This is a genomic window from Catellatospora sp. IY07-71, from assembly GCF_018326265.1.
In the GTDB taxonomy this organism is placed as follows: Bacteria; Actinomycetota; Actinomycetes; order Mycobacteriales; family Micromonosporaceae; genus Catellatospora.
This window is the reverse complement of sequence record NZ_AP023360.1, coordinates 1,557,379-1,579,982: the sequence shown is the minus strand read 5'-3', so window position 1 is coordinate 1,579,982 and position 22,604 is coordinate 1,557,379. Positions and strand designations below refer to the sequence as shown.

General features: G+C 71.1%; 20 protein-coding genes and 1 pseudogene. 6 read left to right on the top strand and 15 right to left on the bottom strand.

From position 1 onward, the window contains the following. Positions 1–37: 37 nt before the first annotated feature. Positions 38–979, bottom strand: coding sequence for a DUF559 domain-containing protein (locus tag CS0771_RS07255; RefSeq protein WP_244870658.1), 942 nt, complete (start codon positions 977–979; stop codon positions 38–40). Between the two features lie 168 nt (positions 980–1,147). Continuing rightward, positions 1,148–2,436, bottom strand: a pseudogene (locus tag CS0771_RS07250) (adenylosuccinate synthase). Positions 2,437–2,557: 121 nt separating this feature from the next. On the opposite strand from CS0771_RS07250, the gene CS0771_RS07245 reads away from it, so the two are divergent. Next, on the top strand, positions 2,558–3,520 hold the full coding sequence (locus CS0771_RS07245) for a hypothetical protein (RefSeq protein ID WP_212840309.1): 963 nt from the start codon (positions 2,558–2,560) through the stop codon (positions 3,518–3,520). 116 nt (positions 3,521–3,636) lie between these two features. Further along, positions 3,637–5,217, top strand: coding sequence for a chromosome partitioning protein (locus tag CS0771_RS07240; protein ID WP_244870657.1), 1,581 nt, complete (start codon positions 3,637–3,639; stop codon positions 5,215–5,217). Between the two features lie 367 nt (positions 5,218–5,584). On the opposite strand, the gene CS0771_RS07235 is transcribed toward CS0771_RS07240, so the two are convergent. After that, the gene (locus CS0771_RS07235) at positions 5,585–5,992 is read right to left on the bottom strand and encodes a DUF3151 domain-containing protein (RefSeq protein ID WP_212840308.1); all 408 of its coding nucleotides are present in this window, start codon (positions 5,990–5,992) and stop codon (positions 5,585–5,587) included. Between the two features lie 75 nt (positions 5,993–6,067). On the opposite strand from CS0771_RS07235, the gene CS0771_RS07230 reads away from it, so the two are divergent. Continuing rightward, positions 6,068–7,168 carry an LOG family protein gene (locus tag CS0771_RS07230; protein ID WP_212840307.1) on the top strand — a complete coding sequence of 367 codons (1,101 nt, stop codon included), beginning with the start codon at positions 6,068–6,070 and terminating at the stop codon, positions 7,166–7,168. 279 nt (positions 7,169–7,447) lie between these two features. After that, positions 7,448–8,494, top strand: coding sequence for a hypothetical protein (locus tag CS0771_RS07225; protein WP_212840306.1), 1,047 nt, complete (start codon positions 7,448–7,450; stop codon positions 8,492–8,494). 179 nt (positions 8,495–8,673) lie between these two features. Here CS0771_RS07225 and CS0771_RS07220 read toward each other — a convergent pair whose 3' ends face one another. The 3 genes from CS0771_RS07220 to CS0771_RS07210 all read right to left on the bottom strand — a co-directional run bounded on the left by CS0771_RS07220 (position 8,674) and on the right by CS0771_RS07210 (position 10,932). Beyond that, the gene (locus CS0771_RS07220) at positions 8,674–9,192 is read right to left on the bottom strand and encodes a hypothetical protein (protein ID WP_212840305.1); all 519 of its coding nucleotides are present in this window, start codon (positions 9,190–9,192) and stop codon (positions 8,674–8,676) included. 189 nt (positions 9,193–9,381) lie between these two features. Continuing rightward, complete coding sequence (gene fbaA, locus CS0771_RS07215; protein WP_203752746.1) at positions 9,382–10,404, bottom strand: class II fructose-bisphosphate aldolase; 1,023 nt, start codon at positions 10,402–10,404, stop codon at positions 9,382–9,384. 147 nt (positions 10,405–10,551) lie between these two features. Continuing rightward, a complete protein-coding gene (locus CS0771_RS07210) occupies positions 10,552–10,932 on the bottom strand; it encodes a phage holin family protein (protein WP_212840304.1) in 381 nt (126 codons plus the stop codon). A gap of 69 nt (positions 10,933–11,001) precedes the next feature. On the opposite strand from CS0771_RS07210, the gene CS0771_RS07205 reads away from it, so the two are divergent. Together CS0771_RS07205 and CS0771_RS07200 are read left to right on the top strand one after the other, a co-directional pair. Further along, on the top strand, positions 11,002–11,223 hold the full coding sequence (locus tag CS0771_RS07205) for a hypothetical protein (RefSeq protein WP_203752750.1): 222 nt from the start codon (positions 11,002–11,004) through the stop codon (positions 11,221–11,223). 121 nt (positions 11,224–11,344) lie between these two features. Beyond that, the gene (locus CS0771_RS07200; protein WP_212845675.1) at positions 11,345–12,079 is read left to right on the top strand and encodes a DedA family protein; all 735 of its coding nucleotides are present in this window, start codon (positions 11,345–11,347) and stop codon (positions 12,077–12,079) included. A gap of 69 nt (positions 12,080–12,148) precedes the next feature. Here the strand turns inward: CS0771_RS07200 and CS0771_RS07195 are convergent, their stop codons facing one another. The 9 genes from CS0771_RS07195 to CS0771_RS07155 form a co-directional block, all read right to left on the bottom strand. Next, positions 12,149–13,876, bottom strand: a complete 1,728-nt coding sequence (locus tag CS0771_RS07195; protein WP_212840303.1) for a VWA domain-containing protein — start codon at positions 13,874–13,876, stop codon at positions 12,149–12,151. 252 nt (positions 13,877–14,128) lie between these two features. Then, positions 14,129–14,524: a helix-turn-helix transcriptional regulator gene (locus CS0771_RS07190; protein WP_120317708.1), complete on the bottom strand. Its 396-nt coding sequence runs from the start codon at positions 14,522–14,524 to the stop codon at positions 14,129–14,131. 40 nt (positions 14,525–14,564) lie between these two features. Next, complete coding sequence (gene pyrE, locus CS0771_RS07185) at positions 14,565–15,095, bottom strand: orotate phosphoribosyltransferase (protein WP_212840302.1); 531 nt, start codon at positions 15,093–15,095, stop codon at positions 14,565–14,567. A 78-nt stretch (positions 15,096–15,173) separates the two neighbouring features. After that, positions 15,174–16,043 (bottom strand): SDR family oxidoreductase, encoded by an 870-nt coding sequence (locus tag CS0771_RS07180; RefSeq protein ID WP_212840301.1) that lies wholly within the window; start codon positions 16,041–16,043, stop codon positions 15,174–15,176. A gap of 91 nt (positions 16,044–16,134) precedes the next feature. After that, positions 16,135–16,773, bottom strand: a complete 639-nt coding sequence (locus CS0771_RS07175) for a hypothetical protein (RefSeq protein ID WP_212840300.1) — start codon at positions 16,771–16,773, stop codon at positions 16,135–16,137. A gap of 147 nt (positions 16,774–16,920) precedes the next feature. Continuing rightward, positions 16,921–17,550, bottom strand: a complete 630-nt coding sequence (locus tag CS0771_RS07170; RefSeq protein WP_212840299.1) for a hypothetical protein — start codon at positions 17,548–17,550, stop codon at positions 16,921–16,923. A 198-nt stretch (positions 17,551–17,748) separates the two neighbouring features. Then, entirely contained in the window at positions 17,749–18,546 is a 798-nt protein-coding gene (locus tag CS0771_RS07165; protein WP_212840298.1) for a hypothetical protein, read from the bottom strand. A 55-nt stretch (positions 18,547–18,601) separates the two neighbouring features. After that, a complete protein-coding gene (gene clpB / locus CS0771_RS07160; RefSeq protein ID WP_212840297.1) occupies positions 18,602–21,181 on the bottom strand; it encodes an ATP-dependent chaperone ClpB in 2,580 nt (859 codons plus the stop codon). An 85-nt stretch (positions 21,182–21,266) separates the two neighbouring features. Beyond that, the gene (locus CS0771_RS07155; RefSeq protein ID WP_212840296.1) at positions 21,267–22,412 is read right to left on the bottom strand and encodes a hypothetical protein; all 1,146 of its coding nucleotides are present in this window, start codon (positions 22,410–22,412) and stop codon (positions 21,267–21,269) included. Positions 22,413–22,604: the final 192 nt, after the last annotated feature.

Below are 22,604 nucleotides of genomic sequence, written 5' to 3'. Positions count from 1 at the left end.
TGATCATGAACTTATGGACGTGTTCGGCGGCGTGTCCCTACCCGGGCACCGTGATCGATTGCTGTGACCCGACCAGGGCGCGGCGGACGACGGTGGGGATGCGGTCGGGGGTGAGGGTGTCGGACCAGGTGAAGCGGAGGACGGTGTAGCCGGCGTTGGCGAGGGCGTTCTGGCGGTGGCGGTCGCGGAACACCGCCTCGGGACGGTCGTGCACCTCCGCGCCGTCGGCCTCCCCGATCACCCTGGCCCGGTGCCAGAGCATGTCCGCGCGAGCCAGCACCGTGCCGTCCGCAGCTCGGATCACCGCCTGCAGCTCGTCCGGGGCCAGTCCCGCGTCGGCGCAACGAAGGCGAGCCCGGGTCTCCAGCGGCGATTCGGCCCGGCCGTCGGCCTGATCGATCCACTTCCGCGCCGCGATCGCGCCGCGCCTGCCCGCGAGCAACCGGTACAGGCCTGGCAGTTCGTGCTCGGTAAAGGCGAGCCGGTGCAGGGCTGAGTCCAGCACCGACACCGCGGCATAGCGGTCCGTCACCAGGAGCAGATCCGCGACGGTACGCAGCGCCGACGTCACCCGCATCCCGTCGATCTCGACGATGTCCGCCGGATCGATGACGAGCTGGTGTGGCATGAGCCGCCCGTCGCCGAGCCGCTTCGGAATCGCGCGATCGCCCGGCAGGCTCAGGTGGATCGCGCGCTCGTCCTGCCGCAGCCCGTCGATGCCATGCAGCAGGGCCGCGCTGTGCAGCACCACCACAGCCTCCGGTCCGCACGCCAGCCGACCGGCCCGGACCAGCGCACGCAGTGGCAGCACCGTCCCTCGAAGGTCCGCGTCGACCAGATAGACGCCACGTGTGACCGTCATCCACAGCCGGCTGCGCACGAACCATTTGACCCGGTCTGCGGCAATCCCGAGCGCACGGCACTGCGCAGCCGTGATCAGCCCGTCCTGCGTCTCAGCTATCCGCTGCACCTCGAACACAGGGGTCGAGCCTGCGGGCTCCCACCCGCCGACTCAACCCCTGTGGACAACCCTGTGGACAACCGCCCGACCCGCCGGGCCGTCCCTGCGTTGATCACGGTGCCAGGGTGGTGACACGCCGCCCACCACGTCCATAAGTTCATGATCAACGCAGTGAAGGCGGCGGGGTTAGGGGAGCATGTTGTGGCGGATTACGTTTTCGTCGCGGCCGGGGCCTACGCCGATCATGGAGATGCGGGTGCCGCAGAGCTCTTCGAGGCGTTCGATGTAGCGCTGGGCGTTCAGGGGGAGGTCGGCGAAGTCGCGGGCCTTGGTGATGTCCTCGAACCAGCCGGGGAGGTATTCGTAGACCGGCTTGGCGTGGTGGAAGGCGGTCTGGGTCATGGGCATCTCGTCGAGGTGTTCGCCGTCGACCTCGTAGCCTACGCAGACGGGGACCTGGTCCAGGCCCGACAGGATGTCGAGCTTGGTGACGACGAGGTCGGTGATGCCGTTGACGCGGACGGCGTAGCGGGCGATGACGGCGTCGAACCAGCCGCAGCGGCGCGGGCGGCCGGTGGTCGTGCCGTACTCGCCGCCGGTCTTGCGCAGGTGCTCGCCCATGTCGTCGTGGAGTTCGGTCGGGAACGGGCCGGCGCCGACGCGGGTGGTGTACGCCTTGATGACGCCGATGACCGAGGTGATCCGGGTGGGGGCGATGCCGGCGCCCACGCAGGCGCCGCCCGCGGTCGGGTTCGACGAGGTCACGAAGGGGTACGTGCCGTGGTCGAGGTCGAGCAGGGTGGCCTGCGCGCCCTCCATGAACACGGTCTTGCCCTCTTCCAGCGCCTTGTTGAGCAGGAGGCGGGTGTCGGCGATGAACGGCTTGAGCCGCTCGGCGTAGGTGAGGTACTCCTCGACCACGGCGTCGACGTCGAAGCCCTTGCGGTTGTAGACCTTGAACAGGATCTGGTTCTTCTCGCGCAGCACCAGCTCCAGCTTCTGCCGGAGGATGCCGGGGTCGAGCAGGTCCTGCACGCGGATGCCCATGCGGGCGACCTTGTCGCCGTACGCGGGGCCGATGCCGCGGCCCGTGGTGCCGATGCGGGCGGTGCCGAGGTAACGCTCGACGACCCGGTCCAGCGCGCGGTGGTGCGGCATGACCAGGTGCGCGTCGGCGGAGATGAGCAGCCGGGAGACGTCGACGCCGCGCTCGGCGAGCCCGTCGATCTCCGCGAGCAGCACCTTGGGGTCGATCACCACGCCGTTGCCGAGGACGATCTCCGCATTGGGGTGCAGCGCCCCGCTGGGCATCAGATGGAGGGCGAACTTCTGGCCGTCCGGCGTGACCACGGTGTGGCCGGCGTTGTTGCCCCGGAGAAGCGGACGACGTAGTCCACTCGTGATCCGAGCAGGTCGGTAACCTTGCCTTTGCCCTCGTCGCCCCACTGGGCGCCGAGAAGCACGATCGCTGGCATCTTTCCTTCGCCTCCTAGGCGAGCCGCGGGCCGCCCACGGCTGTGGTGACCCCGGGGTGCCAGGCTAACAGCTTGATCGGGGGCCCATGGCGGGGCTTTCCCGGAACCCAGGAGGACACAGTTGTACGACGTGGTGCTGCTGAGCATGACGGAGCCCGACGAAGACGGCTGCTGCGGCAGCGGCGGTTGCGGCACCGGCCACGCGGACGCCCCGGCCGCGCCGCGTCCCCGGGTGCCGGCGCTGCACTGCGCGGACGCGCTGCGCGCTGCGGGCGCCCGCGTGGAGACCGTGGTGGCCTGCACCGACGCCGAGATCGACGGCGCGCTCGCCCGGCTCGACGCGCCGCCCCGCGAGGACGGCCTGAGCTGGCCGGACGCGGACGGCAAGACCCGGCTCGTGATCGCGGTCACCGGCGACGCGCAGCTGCGCCACGTGCTGCGCCGCCTGGTCCGCCGCTACGCCCCCGCGCCGTCGAAGCGCCCCGCCGACCTGCCCGCCGGGCGTACCGTCCCGGACCTGCCGCCCGTGGCGGTGCTCCCGCTCGACGCCGCCGGGCAGGGCGACCTGGCCACCCAGCTCGGCCTGCCCCGCGAGCCCGCCGCCGTGGCGACGGCCGTGCTCGGCGACGCCGTACGCCGGCTGGACCTGCTCCGCCACGACGGCGGTTCGGTGACGCTCGACGGCGTACTGCTCGCCGGGGCGACCGAGGACGGGCGGCCCGTGCAGTGGCAGGGCCGGGTCGAGGTCGACGACGCGCTGCTGGCCGACGGCACCGAGCCGCTGCTCGCCGTGGCCGTGGCCAACGCGGGCGGCGCGACCACCCTGGACGGCCTGCCGCTGGTCGCCGCGGCCGACCCGGCCGACGGTGTGATAGACGTCGCGGTCGCCGTGCCGGTACGCCACAAGCCGCTGTTCGGGGCCGCCCGGCTGCGCATCGAGGTGCGGCGGGCGCGGGGCCGTGCGGTCTCCGTCACGCCCCGCGAGACGGAGGTGCCGTTCACCGACGACGGGGTATCGGGTGAGCTGAGCCGCAAGCGCTCCTGGTGGATCGAGCCCGCCGCCTGGGCCGTGTACACCGGGTGACGCCTGCGGGAACGTGATCGGCTGCGGCGGCCGAAGGGATAGTGGGCCGTCGCGGAGGAGCCACGGCTCGTACACACTGACTAGGCTGCAGGGCAGACCGCACTGGGGAGAGGGCGATGACGGACTGGGAGTGGCCGCCGGACGAGATCAGCGGCCCTGGCGAGGACAGCAAGCCGGCCGCGCGTGGCCAGGGGACCCGGGCGTCCGCGCCCGTCCCGCGCCCAGACCAGCCGATGGCCGGGGTGCCCATCGCGGTGCCGGCCCCGCAGGCGGGCATCCCGCTGGCCGGGCCGCAGCCCGTGGCGGGCGGGGCCGACCTCACCGCCACCATGCCGGTGCCGCTGCCGCCGCGTGGCGCCGCCTCGGTCCCGGTGCCGCTGCCGCCGACCGCCGTGCCGGTGCAGCCGCACAGCGCCCCGATCCCGCTGCCGCCGCAGACCGGCCCCGCGCCGATCCCCGCGCCCCCGGTCCCGGCCCCGCCGCAGAGCAGCGCGCGGCCGGCCGACCCGATCCCGGTCCCGCCGCAGCGTCCCGCCGACCAGCAGGGCGGCGTGCCGCCGATCCCGGCGCCGCCCACCACGCCCGCACCGCAGCGCCCGCCGGTCACCGCCGTGCCGCCGCCGCAGACCGCACCAGGCGTATGGCCCGTCGCCTCCCAGCAGAACCCGCAGGTCCCGCCGCTGCCCCCGATGCCGGCCACGCCGACCCCGCAGCAGGGCCCGCAGTTCGGCAACCCGCAGCAGCCCACCGCCGCCGGTGAGGTCTACCTGCCCACCGCCGAGGAGTTCGCCCGCCGCCGCGCCCAGCGCCCCGCCGACCCCGTCGCCCACATGGGCATCCAGGCGGCCCTGCGCAAGACCACGTTCGGCCTGGTCAACCTCAGCCCCGGCCAGCGCGAGCAGGAGGTTCGCCGCGCCACCGACCTGGTCCGCCGCAACTTCGGCGGCCTGCGCCAGATCACCGTCGTCAACCCCAAGGGCGGCGCCGGCAAGACCGTCGCCGTCCTCCTGCTCGCCATGACCTTCGGCCGCAAACGCGGCGGCTACGTCCTCGCCTGGGACAACAACGAGACCCAGGGCACCCTCGGCATGCGCTCCCAGCAGGACTTCCACTCCCGCACCGTCCGCGACCTCCTCCGCGACCTGCACCAGTTCCAGGGCGCCCAGAGCCGCGTAGGCGACCTCTCCCAGTACGTCCGCGCACAAGGCGACGGCATGTTCGAAGTGCTGGCCTCAGACGAATCAGCCACCGCCGGCGAGATGCTCACCGCCCACGCCTTCGCCGAGATCCGCGAGGTCGTCAGCCGCTTCTACAAACTGATCATGGTCGACACCGGCAACAACGTCCGCGCCGAAAACTGGCAGGCAGCTATCGACGCCACAGACCAGCTGGTAGTCACCATGTCAGCCAGAAACGACTCCGCGGAAACAGCAGCCCGCATGCTCGACCACCTGGAGCAGACCGGCCGCAGCAGACTCGTACGCCAGGCAGTGACCATCGTCAGCCTCCCCCCGAGCCGCCGCGAACTCGACATCCCCGCCATCGAACGCCACTTCGCCGCCCGCACCCGCGCCGTCCTCATCGCCCCCTACGAGCGCATGCTCGACTCCGGCGAACCGATCGACTACGCCCGCCTCAGCGAAGAGTCCCAGGACGCGTGGCTGCGTATTGCGGCTTCGGTGGCGGAGGGTTTGTAGGTCGTTTACGGGTGTTCCGCCGGGGGTTCGGGGTGGGCGCTGGGGCCGCAAAGAGCGCGGCCTTTTACGCGCCCACCCCGAACCCCCGGCTCCACAAAGGCATACGCAACACATAGATAAAGCGCACAACGGCCCCCGCCACTCCAACTAGCGCTCGGGGCACGGGGAGGTACGGGTAACGCCGTGGGCGCCGTTCCACCCTGTTTGACCGTGTACTCGACTGTTCTGTAGACGGTTGTGCGCTCCCAGAAAGTGGTCGAGCCTCCCCCGCAGGATGGCGGGGTTCGGGGTGGGGCGCGTAAAAGGCCGCGCTCTTTGCGGCCCCAGCGCCCCACCCCGAACCCCGCCATCCCCCGTAAACAAGAACTCAAGAGTTCAAAGCATCAAACGCCGCCGGATCACAATCCCTCAAAAACTGCGCACACCGCGCCGCCTCATCCGCCTCATTGATCTCCGCAGCAGCCACCGACAGCGCATGCAGACACCGCAAAAAGCCCCGATTCGCCTCGTGCGACCAGGGCACCGGTCCGTGGCCCTTCCAGCCGGCACGGCGCAGCTGGTCCAGCCCCCGGTGGTAGCCGGTGCGGGCGTACGCGTACGCGGTGACGGGCTGGCCTGCGGTGAGGGCGTTCTGGGCCAGGGCGGCCCAGGCTGCGCTGTAGGTCGGGTGGTCGGCGGCGACCGGGGTGGGGTCGTCGGCGGCGGCGAGGGCGGCGGCCGCGTTCTCGTCGTCGGGGAGCAGGGTGGCGGGTGGTTCTGGCATCAGGTTCCGCATTGCCTTATTCAACCTGGTCCTGGGTGAGTTGTGCCCGCGGTGGGGTGGGTGGTTCGTCACGGGCATACTCGGCTGATGTCTGCTGCCACCCCGTTGGAGATCGAGTCTGTGCAGGAGCTGGCCGAGCGGCTGGCGGAGAGGAGCCTTGCGGGGCTGACCGTGCAGGGGCTGACGATCGATCAGGATCTGTCGCGCATCAAGGTGAAGGACGCCGTCTTCATCGGTTGTTCGTTTCCCAGCCTGGCCGCGGAGGCGGCGCTGGTACGCCGGGGGGCGCACGTGGTGCCGGTGGCGGACTGGGTGCCGTATCCGACGCATCCGGCACGGCTGTACACGGCCGCGGATCTGACGGCGGGGTTCGCGGAGGGCGGGTTCGCGAACATGTACGACTCGCGGGTGTACCGGCATTTCGTGACGGAGGGCGGGCCGAACGCGGGGGTGCGGGAGGCGCTCGCGCAGCGGTTGCACGATCACGGGATCGACAACGCGCTGCATGACGCGGCGGCGGACTGGGCTCCGGCGCGCCGGATCGGGATCATGGGCGGGCACGCGGAGCTGCGGGGCAGTGACGCGTATCGGCTGGCCGCGGCGATCGGGCACGGGCTGGCGGGGGCGGGGCGGCTGATCGTGACGGGCGGCGGGCCGGGTGTGATGGAGGCGGCGAACCTGGGGTCGTACCTGGCGGCGTACCCGGTGGAGGCGCTGGACGCGGCGGTGGGGCGGCTGGCGGAGGCGCCGGACTTCCACGACCACGACCCGTATACGCGGACGGCTCTGCATGTGCTGGCGGAGTATCCGGCGGTGGACCTGTGGGCGGGCGGCCTGTCGGTGCCGACGTGGCTGTACGGACACGAGCCGGCGAACGTGTTCGCGGGGCAGATCGCGAAGTACTTCTCGAACGCGATCCGGGAGGACGTGATCCTGAAGCTGGCGCGTGGCGGCATCGTGTTCGCGCCGGGCCGGGCGGGCACCGTGCAGGAGGTCTTCCAGGCGGCGACGAAGACGTACTACGCGACGGACGGCGACAGCGGCCCGTTCGTGTTCCTGGGCCGCCGCTTCTGGACGGAGCAGCTGCCGGTGACGGAGCTGCTGCGTACCCTCCTCGGCGGCGCCGAGCTGGCCTCCCTGGTCCACGTCACCGACGACGTAACCGAAGCCCTCGCCATCCTCTGCTGAAAGGAAGGGCACCTTCTTATCGTTATCCGTAGTAGAAGGTGCCCCTCTTAACGCTCATCTCCCGCCGTGCCTCGCACGCTGGGCGGGCTTGGTCGCTCGGGCAGCGGTTCCGCGTCCGTTTGGCGAAGATCCGCTCTGGTGCCTCCGCTAAGCACCTCCACACTGGCTCGGAGCTGCGCGGCGGGAGTGGCGACTGACTACGCGGGATGCAACTGACGCGGATAGCTCGAGCGTCGATATATCATGCGACGTTATATTACGGCTACCGTTCTGCCGCCGATGCTCGTCGGCGTGCTGCTGTCCGCCGGGTGCGCTGGAGTCGCCCCGGTACCGGCCACGGCGCTGCCCGCCTCCTGCGCGACCGGGCTGCCCGCCGATGGCACGCCTGAACTCCTCCCCGCCGAGCGGCCGGCGGGCCGGGCGGCGCTGGCCTACCAGGTCGGGTACGAGGCGCCGATCTGGCTGGTGACCAGCACCGGCGAGCGGTACACGATGCCGCCCCTGCCGCACCGTCCCCCGCAGTCGCCCGATCCGCAGGCGTCCGAGCTGCCGGAGCCGCTGCCACCGGAACCGCCGCGCCACGACTCGGTACGCGACCTCCGGCTCTCGCCAGACGGCCGGTGGCTCGCCCGCGCCGTGCACGGCACCGTGGAGCTTCGGGACCTGACCGGCACCCGGGTCGAGCAGCTGCCGGACAGCTTCAACTTCCACTGGTCGCCTGATGGTCGCTGGCTGGTGCTGCAGCGGGAGCACGGTGGCGACCGGCTGCGGCTGTCGCGGTACGACCTGACCGGTGGCGGCGTCCAGGAGTGGGCGCAGCCGGTGCCGAACATGACCTGGCACCTGCTCGGGGTGCGGCCGGACGGGTCGATCGTGCTGCGCGGCAGCCATGAGCTGGCCGGTGGCGGGGGCGAGCAGAACCCGCACGGCGTCGACGAGTCGTGGCTCGTGCTCGACCGCGACGGCCACGAGGTGGCGCGCGGCACGCTGCCTGCGCGGCACAGCCTCATCCTGCTGACCGGGGACACCCTCGTCGGCGTCGGCGGCGGACGCGGTGAGCAGGATGCCGAACCGGCCGTGACAGCCGCGTTCGCGCTGGTGGGCGGGGCGCCACGGTGGACGGTGACGCATCCGCCGCATCGGCTCGGCCTGTCCTACGGCATCGCCGGGAACCTGGGCGGCGTGCCCGTGATCATGCAGTCTTTCGAGCGGGGTTCGCCGGATCTGGCCGAGACGGTGGAGCTGTACACGGTCGACCCCGCGTCGGGGCGCACCACGCTCGCCTGCCTGATCCCGGAACGGAGCGAAGTCGTGCTGCCGCGCTGAGCCCACGGCCCCCGAACAGAACCCGCCGCATCGAGCCCGCAGCCCTCGAGCAGGACCCGCCGGATCGAGAGGTTCGGGCACAGCGCCGGCTCCGACGCCCAGGCACTGCGGGCCGAGGGTTAAGAAGGGCACCTTCTACTACGGAAAACGATAAGAAGGTGCCCTTCCTTCGCGAAGGGTTAGGCGACGGGGATGCGGCGCCAGAAGCCGACGGGGAGGTTGACCTCGGGTTCGCCGGTGAGGCCGTTCTCGTCCATGGCGTTGAACAGGGCCACGCGGAGGTCGCCGAAGAAGAACTCCAGGGCGTGCAGGACGTGCGGACGCCAGGCGGTGGGGCTGATCCGTTCGATGATGTTGACGCGGGTCAGCGCGCGACCCCGGGCGCTGAGGATGGCTGGGTGGGTGTCGGCCCACCAGTCCAGGCGCAGGCCGGGCCAGTCCAGCGGGGCCTGCAGGTCGATGGTGTCCCAGCTGATCGCGCACTCGTCGAACTTGCGGTGCGTGATCTCGATGTTGGCGTCGGGGAAGCCGAAGACCACGGGGCCGCCGGTGAACCAGGCCTCGGCGTCGAGGTCCCAGACGAGCCAGGAGCCGACCAGGGGCTGCCCGATGACCCGGGCGAAGCGGGAGCGGTGCGCCGCCGCGAGCGCGCCGGCGTCGTGGTGCCAGACCGGGTCGTACCCGTCGATGCCCAGCACTGCGGACCTCCTGTCCTCCAGACGCGGATTCGGACGATCGTACCGATTACCGTCAGCGAAGCCGGGGAGGCGGGGCGGCGAGCACGTGCCCATCTTCGGCGGAGATCACGAAAAGCGGTCATGATCTGCGATGTTCCGCAGATCATGACCGCTGACATTCGCCGCGCCCGGCGCGCCGGGCGGACCGGACTACTTGATCCGGGTGCCGGTGGAGCGGAGGTCCTGGCAGGCCTGCGCCACGCGGGCGGCCATGCCGGACTCGGCGGCCTTGCCCCAGGCGCGCGGGTCGTACTGCTTCTTGTTGCCGACCTCGCCGTCGATCTTCAGCACGCCGTCGTAGTTGCGGAACATGTGCTCCACGACCGGGCGGGTGAACGCGTACTGGGTGTCGGTGTCCACGTTCATCTTGACCACGCCGTAGTCGACGGCGTCGCGGATCTCCGACAGCAGCGAGCCGGAGCCGCCGTGGAACACCAGGTCGAACGGCTTCTCCTTGCCATACTTGGCGCCGACCTGCTCCTGGATCTCCTTCAGGATCTCCGGGCGGAGCTTGACGTTGCCCGGCTTGTACACGCCGTGCACGTTGCCGAAGGTGAGGGCGGTCATGTAGCGGCCCTTCTCACCCAGGCCCAGCGCGGCGGCGGTGGCCAGCGCGTCCTCGACGGTCGAGTACAGCTTCTCGTCGATCGCGCCGACGACGCCGTCCTCCTCGCCGCCGACGACGCCGACCTCGATCTCGAGGACGATCTTCGCGGCGTGGGTCAGCGCGAGCAGCTCCTCGGCGATCTGCAGGTTCTCGTCCAGCGGCACCGCCGAGCCGTCCCACATGTGCGACTGGAACAGCGGGTTCTCGCCCCGGGCCACGCGCTCGGCGGAGATCGCCAGCAGCGGGCGGACGAAGCCGTCCAGCTTGTTCTTGGGGCAGTGGTCGGTGTGCAGCGCGACGTTCACCGAGTACTTCTTGGCGACCTCGTGCGCGAACGCGGCGAAGGCGACCGAACCGGTGACCATGTCCTTGATGGTCGGGCCGGACAGGTACTCGGCGCCGCCGGTGGAGACCTGGATGATCCCGTCGCTCTCCGCCTCCGCGAAGCCCTGCAGCGCGGCGTGCAGCGTCTGCGAGGAGGAGACGTTGATCGCGGGGTAGGCGAACGCGCCGGCCTTGGCGCGGTCGAGCATCTCGGCGTAGACCTCAGGGGATGCGATAGGCATCTGTGAACGCTCCTAGCGTCGTGCAGTAACGCGGCTGGCCGCGGCGGTGGCGTCGCGCCCGCGCATGGTGGCTGGCGGGAAGACCGCACTGTCCTCGTTACGGAAGTATTGCCTACGTCACTTGACCTGGCGAATCGGCCCCTGGTGTCACGCTTCGTCCCCGTCCGGGACCAGCAGGCTGAGCGCCCAGCTCACGATGCCCATGACGATGGCGCCCCAGAACGCGGGCCAGAAGCCGTCGATCTCGAAGGGCAGCTTGAACACCCCGGCCAGCCAGTCCACGAGCAGGAACAGCAGCGCGTTGACCAGCAATGCGAACAGGCCGAGCGTGATCACGTAGAAGACGCAGCCGAACAGGTGGATGACGGGTTTCAGGATCGCGTTGACCAGACCGAAGATCAGCGCCACCACGATGAGGGTGAGGATGCTGCGCACGGTGGTGGCGGCGGTGACCTCGATGCCGGAGACGATCAATGTGGTGATCCACAACGCCACCGCGTTGATCACCCAACGGATCAGAAAGCCCATATGGTCATCTTCTACGCCGGAACTCACATCTGCTGGCGAACTGCCGAGGGCACGTCATACCGTGAAGCAATGACCGAGAACGTGGCAGGGAACGCGTACGCAGACGACGTGCCCGAAGCCGACGCGCTCGAACAGTCGGCCCAGGCCACCTCCCTGGCGGACGACGACATCATCAACGCCCTCCCCGACGAGCCACTCGGAGAACCGGACGGGCCGGTGCCGCCGGCCTCCGAGTGGGACGAGGTCGAGCAGAGGGTCGTCGTCGTACCCCCCGACGAGGACTACTCCTGAAGCAGCCGTCCTCCCAAGGCAGTGCCACCTCCTCGACTCCATGGACGTGTCAGGGAGTTCGCAACATTGCCCGGTACTCTTGGGCGGCGTGACCGTAGTCGACTCTCTCCAGGCCCTGGCCATGCCCCCGCTGGCCTCCGCCGACTTCAACCCGCTGGACCCCAAGGCCTGGCTGGAGCTGTTCGGCCCGGCCGCCCTGTTCGGTGTCTGCTTCATCCTCTTCGCCGAGACCGGCCTCATGATCGGTTTCTTCCTGCCGGGTGACTCCCTGCTGTTCATCGCGGGTGTGTTCGCCTCCGGCTTCCTGGAGTCGCACGGTGTGCAGCTGCCCATCGGCTGGCTGCTGCTGCTCGGCCCGATCTGCGCCATCATCGGCGCGCAGCTGGGCCACTGGCTCGGCGCCAAGTACGGGCCACGGATGTTCAACAAACCGGATTCACGCCTGTTCAAGCAGGATTACGTGCGTAAGGCCGAGCACTACTTCGTGAAGTTCGGCCCGCGCCGCGCGGTGGTGCTGGCCCGGTTCATCCCGATCGTGCGCACCTTCCTGAACCCGGTGGCCGGCGTGCTGGGCATGCCCGCCAGGCAGTTCTTCGTGTGGAACGTGGTCGGCGCGATCCTCTGGGTCGACGGCATCCTGCTGGCCGGCTACCTGCTCGCCGAGCAGATCATCACCGCCATCGGCGGCCCGGAGCACATCGACAAGTACATCCTGCCGATGGTGTTCCTGATCATCTTCCTGTCGCTGATCCCGGTCTTCATCGAGATGATCCGCGACCGCAAGGAGAAGAAGCGCCTCGCCCGCCTCGGCGGTGGCGACGACACCGTCGTCATGAGCAAGATCGACGCCTTCTGAGCCCGCCCCCTTCACGAGCGAAGCTCCCGCCGAGCAGACGGCGGGAGCTTCGTTCGTATAGAGGGAGGATCACGCGAGCAGCGCGCGCAGGAAGATCGTCTCCATCTGGGCGGGGTCGGTGACCTGGAAGGCGACGCCGCCCGTGGTATCGGCGACGGACTGCAGGTCGGCCAGCTTCACGTCGGGGCCGAGGCCCAGCAGGACCACCCGGATCGGCTTGGTCACGTCGGCGAGCTTCTCCAGCTCCTTCTGTACGGTGCGCAGCTGCATGCCGGAGCCGTCCCGGCCGTCGGTGAAGACCACCAGGGTGTTGCTGCGCGCCGGGTCGTAGCCCTTGAGCAGCTCCCGGTAGCCCGCGATGACCGACTGGTAGAGCGGGGAGACGTCGGTCGGCTGCGGCGCGGCCTGCCGGACCGCGGTGAGCAGCTTCGCGCGCTGCGACCGGGTCAGCTCGCCGAGCGGCACCAGCGGCACGTGGCCCTTGCCCGCGAACGCCCACAGGCCGAGCTCGCTGTCGTCGGTGAACAGGCGCAGGCCGTTCTCGGCGGCGCTGCGCAGCACGTTCATCCGGACCGCGGTGTTGCCGCCGCCGGTCATCGTCCGGCCCATCGACGAGGTCGCGTCGACCAGCGCGATCACCCGGGACGGGGTCTTGGCCGCGACCCACACCGTCATCGCGCTGCGGACCTTGTTCATGTCCGCCAGCGGCTGCACGAAGACCCCGGCCGAGGTCACCCCGTGGCCGGTGGGGAAGCCGGTGGAGACCTGCCCGTCCGGCGTGCGCAGGCCGTTCTCCGCGAACACGGACTTGTACTCGCCGCCGCGTACCGCCTGGGAGAACATCGCCGCGGCGGTGGCCAGCGGGCGCGGCTGGCGGGACCGGACGGCGAAGGGGAAGTCGAGGGTGGGCGCCTCGGCCAGGGTGACCGCGGCCATCGGGGCCTTCGCCTTCGCGTTGTACGCGATCACCGACTGCTCGCTGACCGGCGCGGCGGTCAGCCCGGCCGCGTACGCCTTCCACAGCGCCTCGACGTCGGGCACCGGCCCACCGATGGCGCGGTAGACGCCGACGAGGTTGGGCAGGTCCTTCTCCTGCGCGACGACCGCGTCGGACAGCATCATCGCGCCGACCATGCCGGCGGTGTCCCGGCGCGGTTCGACGACGCCGAGCTTGAGCGCCGACGGCTTGGCGAACAGCATCTGCTTGAGCAGCGGGGCGTCGATGCCGCCCTTGACCTTGTCGCCGAGCTGGCGGGCCACGGTCTCGGGCACCGCGAGCACCACCGGGCTAGCCGCGACCGACGGGGCGTCGGCCTCGAAGAGGTCGCGGTCGACGCCGCGCACCCGGCCCAGCCAGTACGTCGAGTCCGGCACCCAGACCACGGGCAGCTCGGAGTCCTGCGGGGTGGGCGCGGGCTTGTCGGCGACGTCGATGTTGCCGCCGGCCCAGGTGCCGAGGGAATTGGCGAGCTGGTAGGAGGGCTTGGCGACGACCTCGACGCGTACGCAGTCCTCACCGACCAGCGGGTTGGTGGCGCTCCAGCGGTTGCCGATCTCGGTGAGGGCGGGGGCGATCGCGGGGTCGGCGGCGACGGTCAGCTTGATCCCCGCGCTGCCGCAGCCGTCGGCGTCCGCGCTGACCCCGCGGACCACCACGGTGGCCAGGCCGCACAGGGACAGCACGCCCACGATGATCACGGGAATGCGCACGGCGCGGCGGCTGAACAGGCCTGTTCGGCGGGGAGCGGCGGGCAGCTCGGGGGCGTCCCAGCTGTGTCGGATGTGCCGTCCGGACATGGGTGACTCCCAGTTGGGAAGCGGCGGCGCCGGGCCCTGCGGCGGGGGTTACCGGGGCGGCAGCACGCCGAATATCGCGTCAGCTTAGAGGCCCGGCGCCCTTCTGCAACCACGTGCTCACGGTTTTCACTCACGGTTGCCGCAGCGTGCGCTGCGTTACATCAATGGCCGTCCAAGGTCACGAAAAGCGTCGTGGGGCGCACACTCCGTGATCGGAGTGTGCGCCCCACGACGCATCAGGGCCTTGCCGGGTCAGCGAGCCTTCTTCGTCGCGCGCTTGCGCGGCGGGGTCAGCAGCTCGGCGACGGTGGCGATGGCGGACGGCACGAGGCTGTAGTAAGCCCACACGCCGCGCTTGTCGCGGTTGAGCAGGCCGGCCTCGGTGAGGATGCGCAGGTGGTGGCTGACGGTCGGCTGGGACAGGCCCAGCGGAGCGGTCAGGTCACAAACGCACGCCTCGCCCTCGGGGGCGGACTGAATCAGGCTCAGCAGCCGGAGGCGAGCCGGGTCGGCCAGCGCCTTCAGCACGCCGGCGAGACGCTCCGCGTCGGCACGCTCGATCGGCTCACCGGCGAGGGGCGAGATTTGAGGCAGCGGGGTTTCCACCAGAGCTGTTCCCACGTGATTTCTTCCTTCCAACAACAGCATCGATCCACCTACATATTACCAGGTACGGATCGGAGTTCCGTTAGGCCGACAGGCCAAGGTCCGCCAACGTATAGGCGGCTCGGTACGACAGTCCGGCAGCACGCACCGTATCGCCCGCGCCTCGATCGACAATAACCGCAACACCGATGACCTCGGCACCCGCCTCCCGCAGTGCATCAATAGCGGCGAGAACACTACCGCCCGTAGTCGAGGTGTCCTCGACAGCGAGCACGCGGCGACCGGCCACGTCCGGTCCTTCGATGCGGCGCTGCAACCCGTGCGCCTTGCCCGCCTTGCGGACGACGAAGGCGTCCAGCGGCCGGGGCGAGGTGTGCAGCATCGCCGTGGCCACCGGGTCGGCGCCCAGCGTGAGACCACCCACGGCGTCGAAGTCCCAGTCCGCGGTCAGCTCGTTGAGCACGCGCCCGACCAGGGGCGCGGCCGCGTGATGCAGGGTGATCCGGCGGAGGTCGACGTAGTAGTCGGCCTCCTTCCCGGAGGACAGGACAACCTTCCCCCGCACCACCGCGAGATCAGTGATGAATTTACGCAGGTCGTCGCGGTCGGACATGGGACGGAGACTACTCGCCGATCCTGAGAGCTCGATCAAGGGGGTATCCCGCGATCCGGGCAGACACTTGCGCGACGGTCAGTTGCCGCCCTCATTATCGCGCCCGGTGCGCACCCGGGCGCTTCGCGCGAGCCGCCGCAGCAACCGGGTCGGGGTGTGCCGCATGAATCCCACGAGCACCTTGTACTTCCAGCTCGGCACGCTCACCGTGCGGCCCCGCCGCAGGTCACGCAGGCCGTCGGCGACCACCTGGGGTGCCTGCAGCCACAGCCACTCCGGCGTCTTCGTCATGTTGATCCCGGCCCGGTCGTGGAACTCCGTACGGGTGAAACCGGGGCACAACGCCATGACCCGTACACCCTGGTGCGCTACGGACAGCGCCACCGACTCGCTGAAGTTGGTGACCCACGCTTTACTCGCCGGATAGGTGCTGCCGGGCATCGCCGCGCCGAACCCGGCGACAGATGAGACATTGATGACATCTCCCCGCCCTCGGGCCGCCATCACGGGCAGCGCCGCGTGGGTCAACCGCATCACGGCCTGCACGTTCACCGCGAGCAGGTGCAGTTCCTGCTCCACAGTGGACCTGAGGAAAGGGGTGTTCAGCGACAGGCCGGCGTTGTTGACAAGCAGGTCAACCGGGCGGGCCGAATCGCGCAGCCGTTCCTCCACCAGTTCACAGCCGTCGGTGGTGGACAGGTCCGCCGCGAGGACCGCGGCCCGCACCCCGTACGTCCTGCTCAGCGCCTCGGAGAACTCGGCGAGCCGGGCCTCGTCCCGGGCGACCAGGACGAGGTCCCAGCCGTCGCCGGCCAGGCGCACCGCGAACGCGCGGCCGATGCCGGCGGTGGCGCCGGTGACCAGCGCGACGCGGCGCGCGGCGGACGGCTCCGCGGCGGGCTCGGCCTGGGTCTCCGGGACGGCGGTGTGGGCAGCGGAGGAGGACATCGGCTCACCTCAGACGGTCGGGGGAGGCGCGGTGGCGCTGGTGGGGAGTCGTCGGTGGTCCGCCGTTCAGGCGGGCCGCCGGGACGAGCCATTAGCGGGCGGTGTCGGCGCCCGGCGGCAGGGCGCGCTTCCGGCTGAAGAAGAGGTTCGCGGCCGGGAGGGCGAGCAGCACCGCAGTGGCAATGTAGCCGAGAACCTGGCCGGCGGAGGAGAGTCCGGTGAGCCCGGCCCACCAACCGGGGAAGGAGTCCACGAGCGCCTGCACGCCACGGGTGGCGGACGGGTCGGCGCCGCCCTGCACGGTCACGTTGCCGGTGCCCAGGGTGGTCGCGCCGGAGATGCCGCAGCAGGCGAGCATGATGCCGAGGCCGCAGACCACCCAGGTGACCACGCGGGCGACCTGGCTGCCCTGCCAGACGCCCCAGGCCAGGATCGCCAGCACGATCGCCGCCAGCACGGCGACCAGGGCACTGATGACCAGCCCCGTCTTCAGGCTGGTCTCGATCGGGCCGAGGTCCGCCGGGTCTACGCCCGCGAGCACGGCCCGGACCCGGAAGTGGTTGAGCACGGTGTTGATCGCGGCCAGGTGCAGGATCGCGTTCACCACGTTGAGCAGGGCCAGCAGGCCGAGGATCGCGGCCGCGGCGGTGACCACGGCGGGACGCCCGTGCTCGACGCTCGGGTGGGCCGGATCCACCGGATCCACCGGGTGCGAAGCGGAATGGGACATTGGCGTACCCCCGAAACGAGCGGCGCGAGTCATGCTCCAGATCGGAAGTTACCCCTATCACCTGCACTTATGTGCCCGATTCGGGATAACGCAGACAGCGCGGGACCGGTGCTCTGAGCACCGGTCCCGCGCTGCCGTCAGCCCAGGTCAGACGGGGTACGCCGGCGGCGTCCACTCCGGCGCGGGCTTGCGGAAGAAGTTGTTCGACGGCGGCAGCGCCAGCAGGATGATCACAGCGAGCAGGGCGAGCAGCTGCACCACGGTGATCACGATGCTCACGCCGGTGGTCCAGTCCGGCATCTGCTCCGACAGCCGCCGGGTGATCTCGTCCTGGTCGATCCCGCCCGCGCTCCCGCCGGTCAGCGAGGCGGTCAACGCCTGCCCGGCCAGGCCGAAGCCGCAGCAGCACAGGCCGATGCCGCCGATGACCCAGGTGGTGACCCGGGCCCACTGCTTGCCCTTGTTCACGAACAGGCCGAGGATCACGAACAGCACGGCGACGACAACGGTCAGCACCGCGCCGCCGTAAGCCGCGCCCATCACGATCGCGGCGCTGCTCTCCGCCATCGACGGGTCGGCGCCGCCCTGCCGGTAGATGTCCTCGATCTCGCTGGTGGACAGCGCGGAGTACGTGTAGACGGACAGCGCCGCGCTCAGCACGAGCAGGGCCGAGGTCAGGTAGAGCAGCATGCTGGAGGCGGTGACTGTGCCGGGCCGCGGACCGGCGCCGGGCGCGGGCGGGACCAGGTAGCCGCTCGGAGGTGGCGTGTAGGACATGCGGACACCGTAATCGCTGCTCGCCACGCGCGCCTGCGACCTCAGATCGATCGCCGCTCCCTCCTCAGGAGGAGGCCAGCTCCTCCACCGCGACATGCGCCCAGGGCAGACCGGGCGCCGCGATCAGGTCACCGGGCACCCAGCGTCAACCTGACTTCGAGGGTAGGCGCCGCCGAGCGCCACCGGTTGGGTCCGTGCTCAGAACGGTGTGGGCGGCTGCTTCGCCTCGGCCGGCGGGGCGGGTGCCGCGGAATGCGGGTAACCCGGGTGCGGGTACGCCGGGTACCCGTAGCCCGGATACGGGTGGCCGGAGAAGGGCTGCGGAGGGCGTGGGGCGAACCAGCGGTTCGACGGGGGCACCAGCAGCAGCACGAACACCCCGACGAGCAGCAGCAGCGCCAGCCCGCCCGCCAGCGGGACCAGCCACTCCAGCCACGCTACGTCACGGTCGGACAGCTGGTAGAGGCGCTCGGTGAACGGGTCCTCGTCGAAGAACGGGTCGTCCGGCACCGGCGCGGCCGGGTCGAGGCCCGGATCCAGGCCCGGGTCCATGCCTGGGTCCATCGGCTCGAACGGCAGCAGGAACAGCAGCGGCAGGAACGCGAGCCCGCAGCAGTTCATGACGAAGCCGCCCACTCCGAGCAGGCCGCTGCCGACCGCCGCCAGGACGCGCGCCAGGTTGGAGCCGCGCCAGAGCGGCGGCAGCGTGCCGCCGAACCACAGCACCACGAGCGCGGCGACCACCGTCATCGCGATCGCCGCGTACAGGCTGGAGTCGCGCTCCGCGGCGGCGATGTCCTGGTCGGCGCCGGGCGTCGTGAGCAGCGCCTCGTCGATCAGCCGCGTCCAGCGGGCGTGCATGTACCAGATGGCGGGGATGAGCGACGCCGCGAGCAGCACGACGGCGCTCTGCAGCCAGACGGCGACGGTCACGGTGGCGGGTCGCGGTCCGGCCTGCGGGTCGGGCTGGGCGTAGATGATGACGGGGGTGGTCACGGCCCGGCAGCGTAGCGAACCGAGGCCATCCCCCGTCAAGCAGCGTTTTCCCAGGTCACATGATTCGCAGCGCGTCGCCGTCCCGGTCGATCAGGACCGTGTCGCCGTCCCGGACCTCGCCCGCCAGCAAGGCCTTGGCCAGCTTGTCGCCGATGGACGACTGGATCAGGCGGCGCAGCGGGCGCGCCCCGTACACCGGGTCGTAGCCGTGCCCGGCCAGCCACTTGCGGGCCACGTCGGTGACCTCCAGGGTGAGCCGCCGGTCGGCGAGCCGCCGCCGCAGCCGGGCCAGCTGGATGTCCACGATCGAGGTCAGCTCGTCCTGGCTGAGCGCGTGGAAGACCACGATGTCGTCGAGCCGGTTGAGGAACTCGGGCTTGAAGTGGGTGCGCACCACCGCCATGACGGAGTCTTTGCGCTGCTCCTCCGACAGGGTCGGGTCGGCGATGGCGTGCGAGCCCAGGTTCGAGGTGAGGATCAGGATCGCGTTGCGGAAGTCGACCGTGCGGCCCTGCCCGTCGGTGAGCCGGCCGTCGTCGAGCACCTGGAGCAGCACGTCGAAGACGTCCGGGTGGGCCTTCTCCACCTCGTCGAGCAGCACCACGGAGTACGGCCGCCGCCGCACCGCCTCGGTGAGCTGGCCGCCCTCCTCGTAGCCGACGTAGCCGGGCGGGGCGCCGACCAGGCGGGCCACCGAGTGCTTCTCGGCGTACTCGCTCATGTCGATGCGGACCATGGCCCGCTCGTCGTCGAAGAGGAACTCGGCCAGCGCTTTGCCCAGCTCGGTCTTGCCCACGCCGGTGGGGCCGAGGAAGAGGAACGAGCCGGTGGGCCGGTCCGGGTCGGCGATGCCGGTGCGCGCCCGGCGCACCGCGTCGGAGACCGCGGCGACCGCCTCGGCCTGCCCGATCACCCGGGAGCCGAGCGACTCCTCCATGCGCAGCAGCTTCTCGGTCTCGCCCTCCATCATCCGGCCGGCCGGGATGCCGGTCCACGCGGCGACGACCTCGGCGACGTCGTTCGCGCCGACCTCCTCCTTGAGCATCGCGCCGTGCGTCTGCAGCGCGGCCAGCTCCTGCTCGGCGTGGGCGAGGTCGCGCTCCAGCGCCGGAATGCGGCCGTAGCGCAGCTCCGAGGCGCGGCCCAGGTCGAGGTCGCGCTCCGCCCGGTCGGCCTGCGTACGCAGCTCCTCCAGCTGCTCCTTGGCCGCGGAGATGGCCTGGATGTGCTGCTTCTCGTTGCGCCACCGGTCGGACAGCGCGGCCAGGTGCTCCCGCTTGTCGGCCAGCTCGGCCCGTAGCTTGGTCAGCCGCTCCGCCGAGGCCGGGTCGGGCTCCTTGGCCAGCGCCATCTCCTCGATCTCCAGGCGGCGCACCTGGCGCTCGATCTCGTCGACCTCGGTGGGCCGGGAGTCGATCTCCATGCGCAGCCGGGAGGCGGCCTCGTCCACCAGGTCGATCGCCTTGTCCGGCAGGAAGCGGTCGGCGATGTAGCGGTCGGACAGCGACGCCGCGGCGACCAGCGCGCCGTCGGTGATGCGTACGCCGTGGTGCACCTCGTAGCGCTCCTTGAGGCCGCGCAGGATGCCGATGGTGTCCTCGACGGTGGGCTCGCCGACGACCACCGGCTGGAAGCGCCGCTCCAGGGCCGGGTCCTTCTCGATGTGCTCGCGGTACTCGTCGAGGGTGGTCGCGCCGACCATCCGCAGCTCGCCGCGGGCCAGCATGGGCTTGAGCATGTTGCCCGCGTCCATGGAGCCCTCGCCCTTGCCCGCGCCGACCACGGTGTGCAGCTCGTCCAGGAAGGTGATCACCTGGCCGTCGCTGGCCTTGATCTCCTCCAGCACGCTCTTGAGCCGCTCCTCGAACTGGCCGCGATACTGCGCGCCGGCGACCATGGCGCCGAGGTCGAGGCTGACCAGCTTCTTGTCGCGCAGCGACTCGGGCACGTCGCCGGCCACGATGCGCTGGGCCAGGCCCTCGACGATCGCGGTTTTGCCGACGCCCGGCTCGCCGATGAGCACGGGGTTGTTCTTGGTGCGCCGGGAGAGCACCTGGATCACGCGGCGGATCTCGGGGTCGCGGCCGATGACCGGGTCCACCTTGCCGTCGCGGGCCCGGGCGGTCAGGTCCACGCCGTACTTCTCCAGCGCCTGATACTGCTGCTCGGGGTCGGGGGTGGTGACCCGGCGGTCGCCGCCGCGGATCTCCGGGAACGCGGCGACCAGCGCCTCCTCGGTCGCGCCGGCCTGCTTGAGGGCCTTGCCCACCGCGCCGCCGACCCGGGCCAGCCCGGCCAGCAGGTGCTCGGTGGAGACGTACTCGTCGCCCAGCGGCCGGGCCACCTGCTCGGCCGCGTTGATCGCGTTGACCAGCTCGCGGGACAGGCTCGGCTCGGCGACGCTGCTGCCGCGCGCCGTCGGCAGCTGCTCCACGGCCCGCGCGGCGGCGCGGCGCACGTCGGCGGGGTTGGCCCCGACCGCGCGCAGCAGCCCCGCGGCGGTGGAGCCGCCGGTGTCCAGCAGCGCCAGCAGCAGGTGCCACGTCTCGACGGTGGCGTGGCCCCGCTGCTGCGCGGTGGCGGCCGCGGTGGTGATGACCTCGCGGCTCTTGGTGGTCAGGCGCTGAGTGTCCATACGCTCCCTCGGCTGAGTGCTCCGAACAAAGTTGAGCCTACTGCACTCAACTTGCCGGAGCCAGTCTGGAGGACGCCGTCGTGGGTCACATCAGCGTGAGTTCCAGCCAATCGCGCTGCCAGCCGTCGCCGAGGCCGAGATGGATCCGGCCGGGCACGTTCTGGCGGCCGAACAGGGTGCCGTCCGGCAGCACGCCTACCCAGTCCAGGCGCGGCGTACCGGGCACCGCGACGTAGCGGTCAGCGAGGTAGCCGACGCCCTCCGGTCCGGCGATCGCCAGCAGCCCGCCGCCCGCCGGCGCGACCGAGTACGGGTGGTTCGGCTGCTCCCGGATCCCCTCGATCGGACGGGGTGTCCACCCGCCGCCCAGCAACTGCCAGACCAGCGGCAGGCCGGTGCCCTTGAGCACCGAGCCGCGCAGCGCCGCGGTGCCGCCGCCGAGGCTCGACATCGGATCCTGCTCGCCGATCAGCCAGGCGTCGCCGGTGGGGGAGACCCGCACGGACAGCGCGAACAGCTGCCGGCCGGGCTGCTCCGGCACGGCCAGCCGCTGCCAGGTCGCACCGCCGTCGGTGCTGCGCGCCGTCTCCTTCCCCTTGTCGAAGCGGGTGAGCCAGATCGTGCCGTCCCGGGTGACCGTGGCGCCCCCGCCCTGGTAGCCGTCGGGCAGCGGCACGGGCTTGCCGGTCCGGTAGTCGGTGAGGACGGCCTCGGTCGAGGTGTACTCGACGCCGAACGGCACGCCGAGGGCCGCGCGATGCTCACGCGGGACCTCGCGCGCGAAGGTGTACGTGCGCCCGCCGTCCCGGGACAGGTGGTAGCCGTTGGTCTCGCTCCACAGCGAGAGCTGCTGCGGGCCGTCGACGTAGAGCTGGAGGTTGTGCCCGTCGCGGTCCGGGACCGGGCGGGGCTGCCAGGTGGCGCCGCCGTCGGCGCTGGCGAACAGCAGCCCGCCCCGGCACGCCCCGTCCGTCGGGCAGTCGCTGAACAGGGCATACCCGTGCCGAGCGTCGGCGAACTCGATGTAGGCCTGATACCCCTGCGGCACGCCGGCCACCCGGACGGTGCGCTCGGTGACCGCCGCCCGCGCCGGCGGGCCGGACGGGACGGCCACGGGGACGGAGGCGGTGGGGACGGTGGCCGCCGGGTCGCCCGGCGAGCAGGCCGCGGCCAGTCCCGCCACGAGGCAGAGCAGCAGGAGCGGGCGCGCCCGGCCCGCGCGGCGATTCACGCTGGTGAAAGTCATATCCGGACGAGCCCTGAGCCGCCCGGCGGGTTCCCGCCGGACGCGCCCGAGCGTGCCCCCGACGCCCGCGCGGGCGTGCCCGGTTGGTCGCGGTGCGTAACAGGTTGATGAAAGTACTCGCGGTGACCTTCCCTTGACCAGGAACGGCGCGCTAGCGTGTCGCGGCAGCAGCGCCGC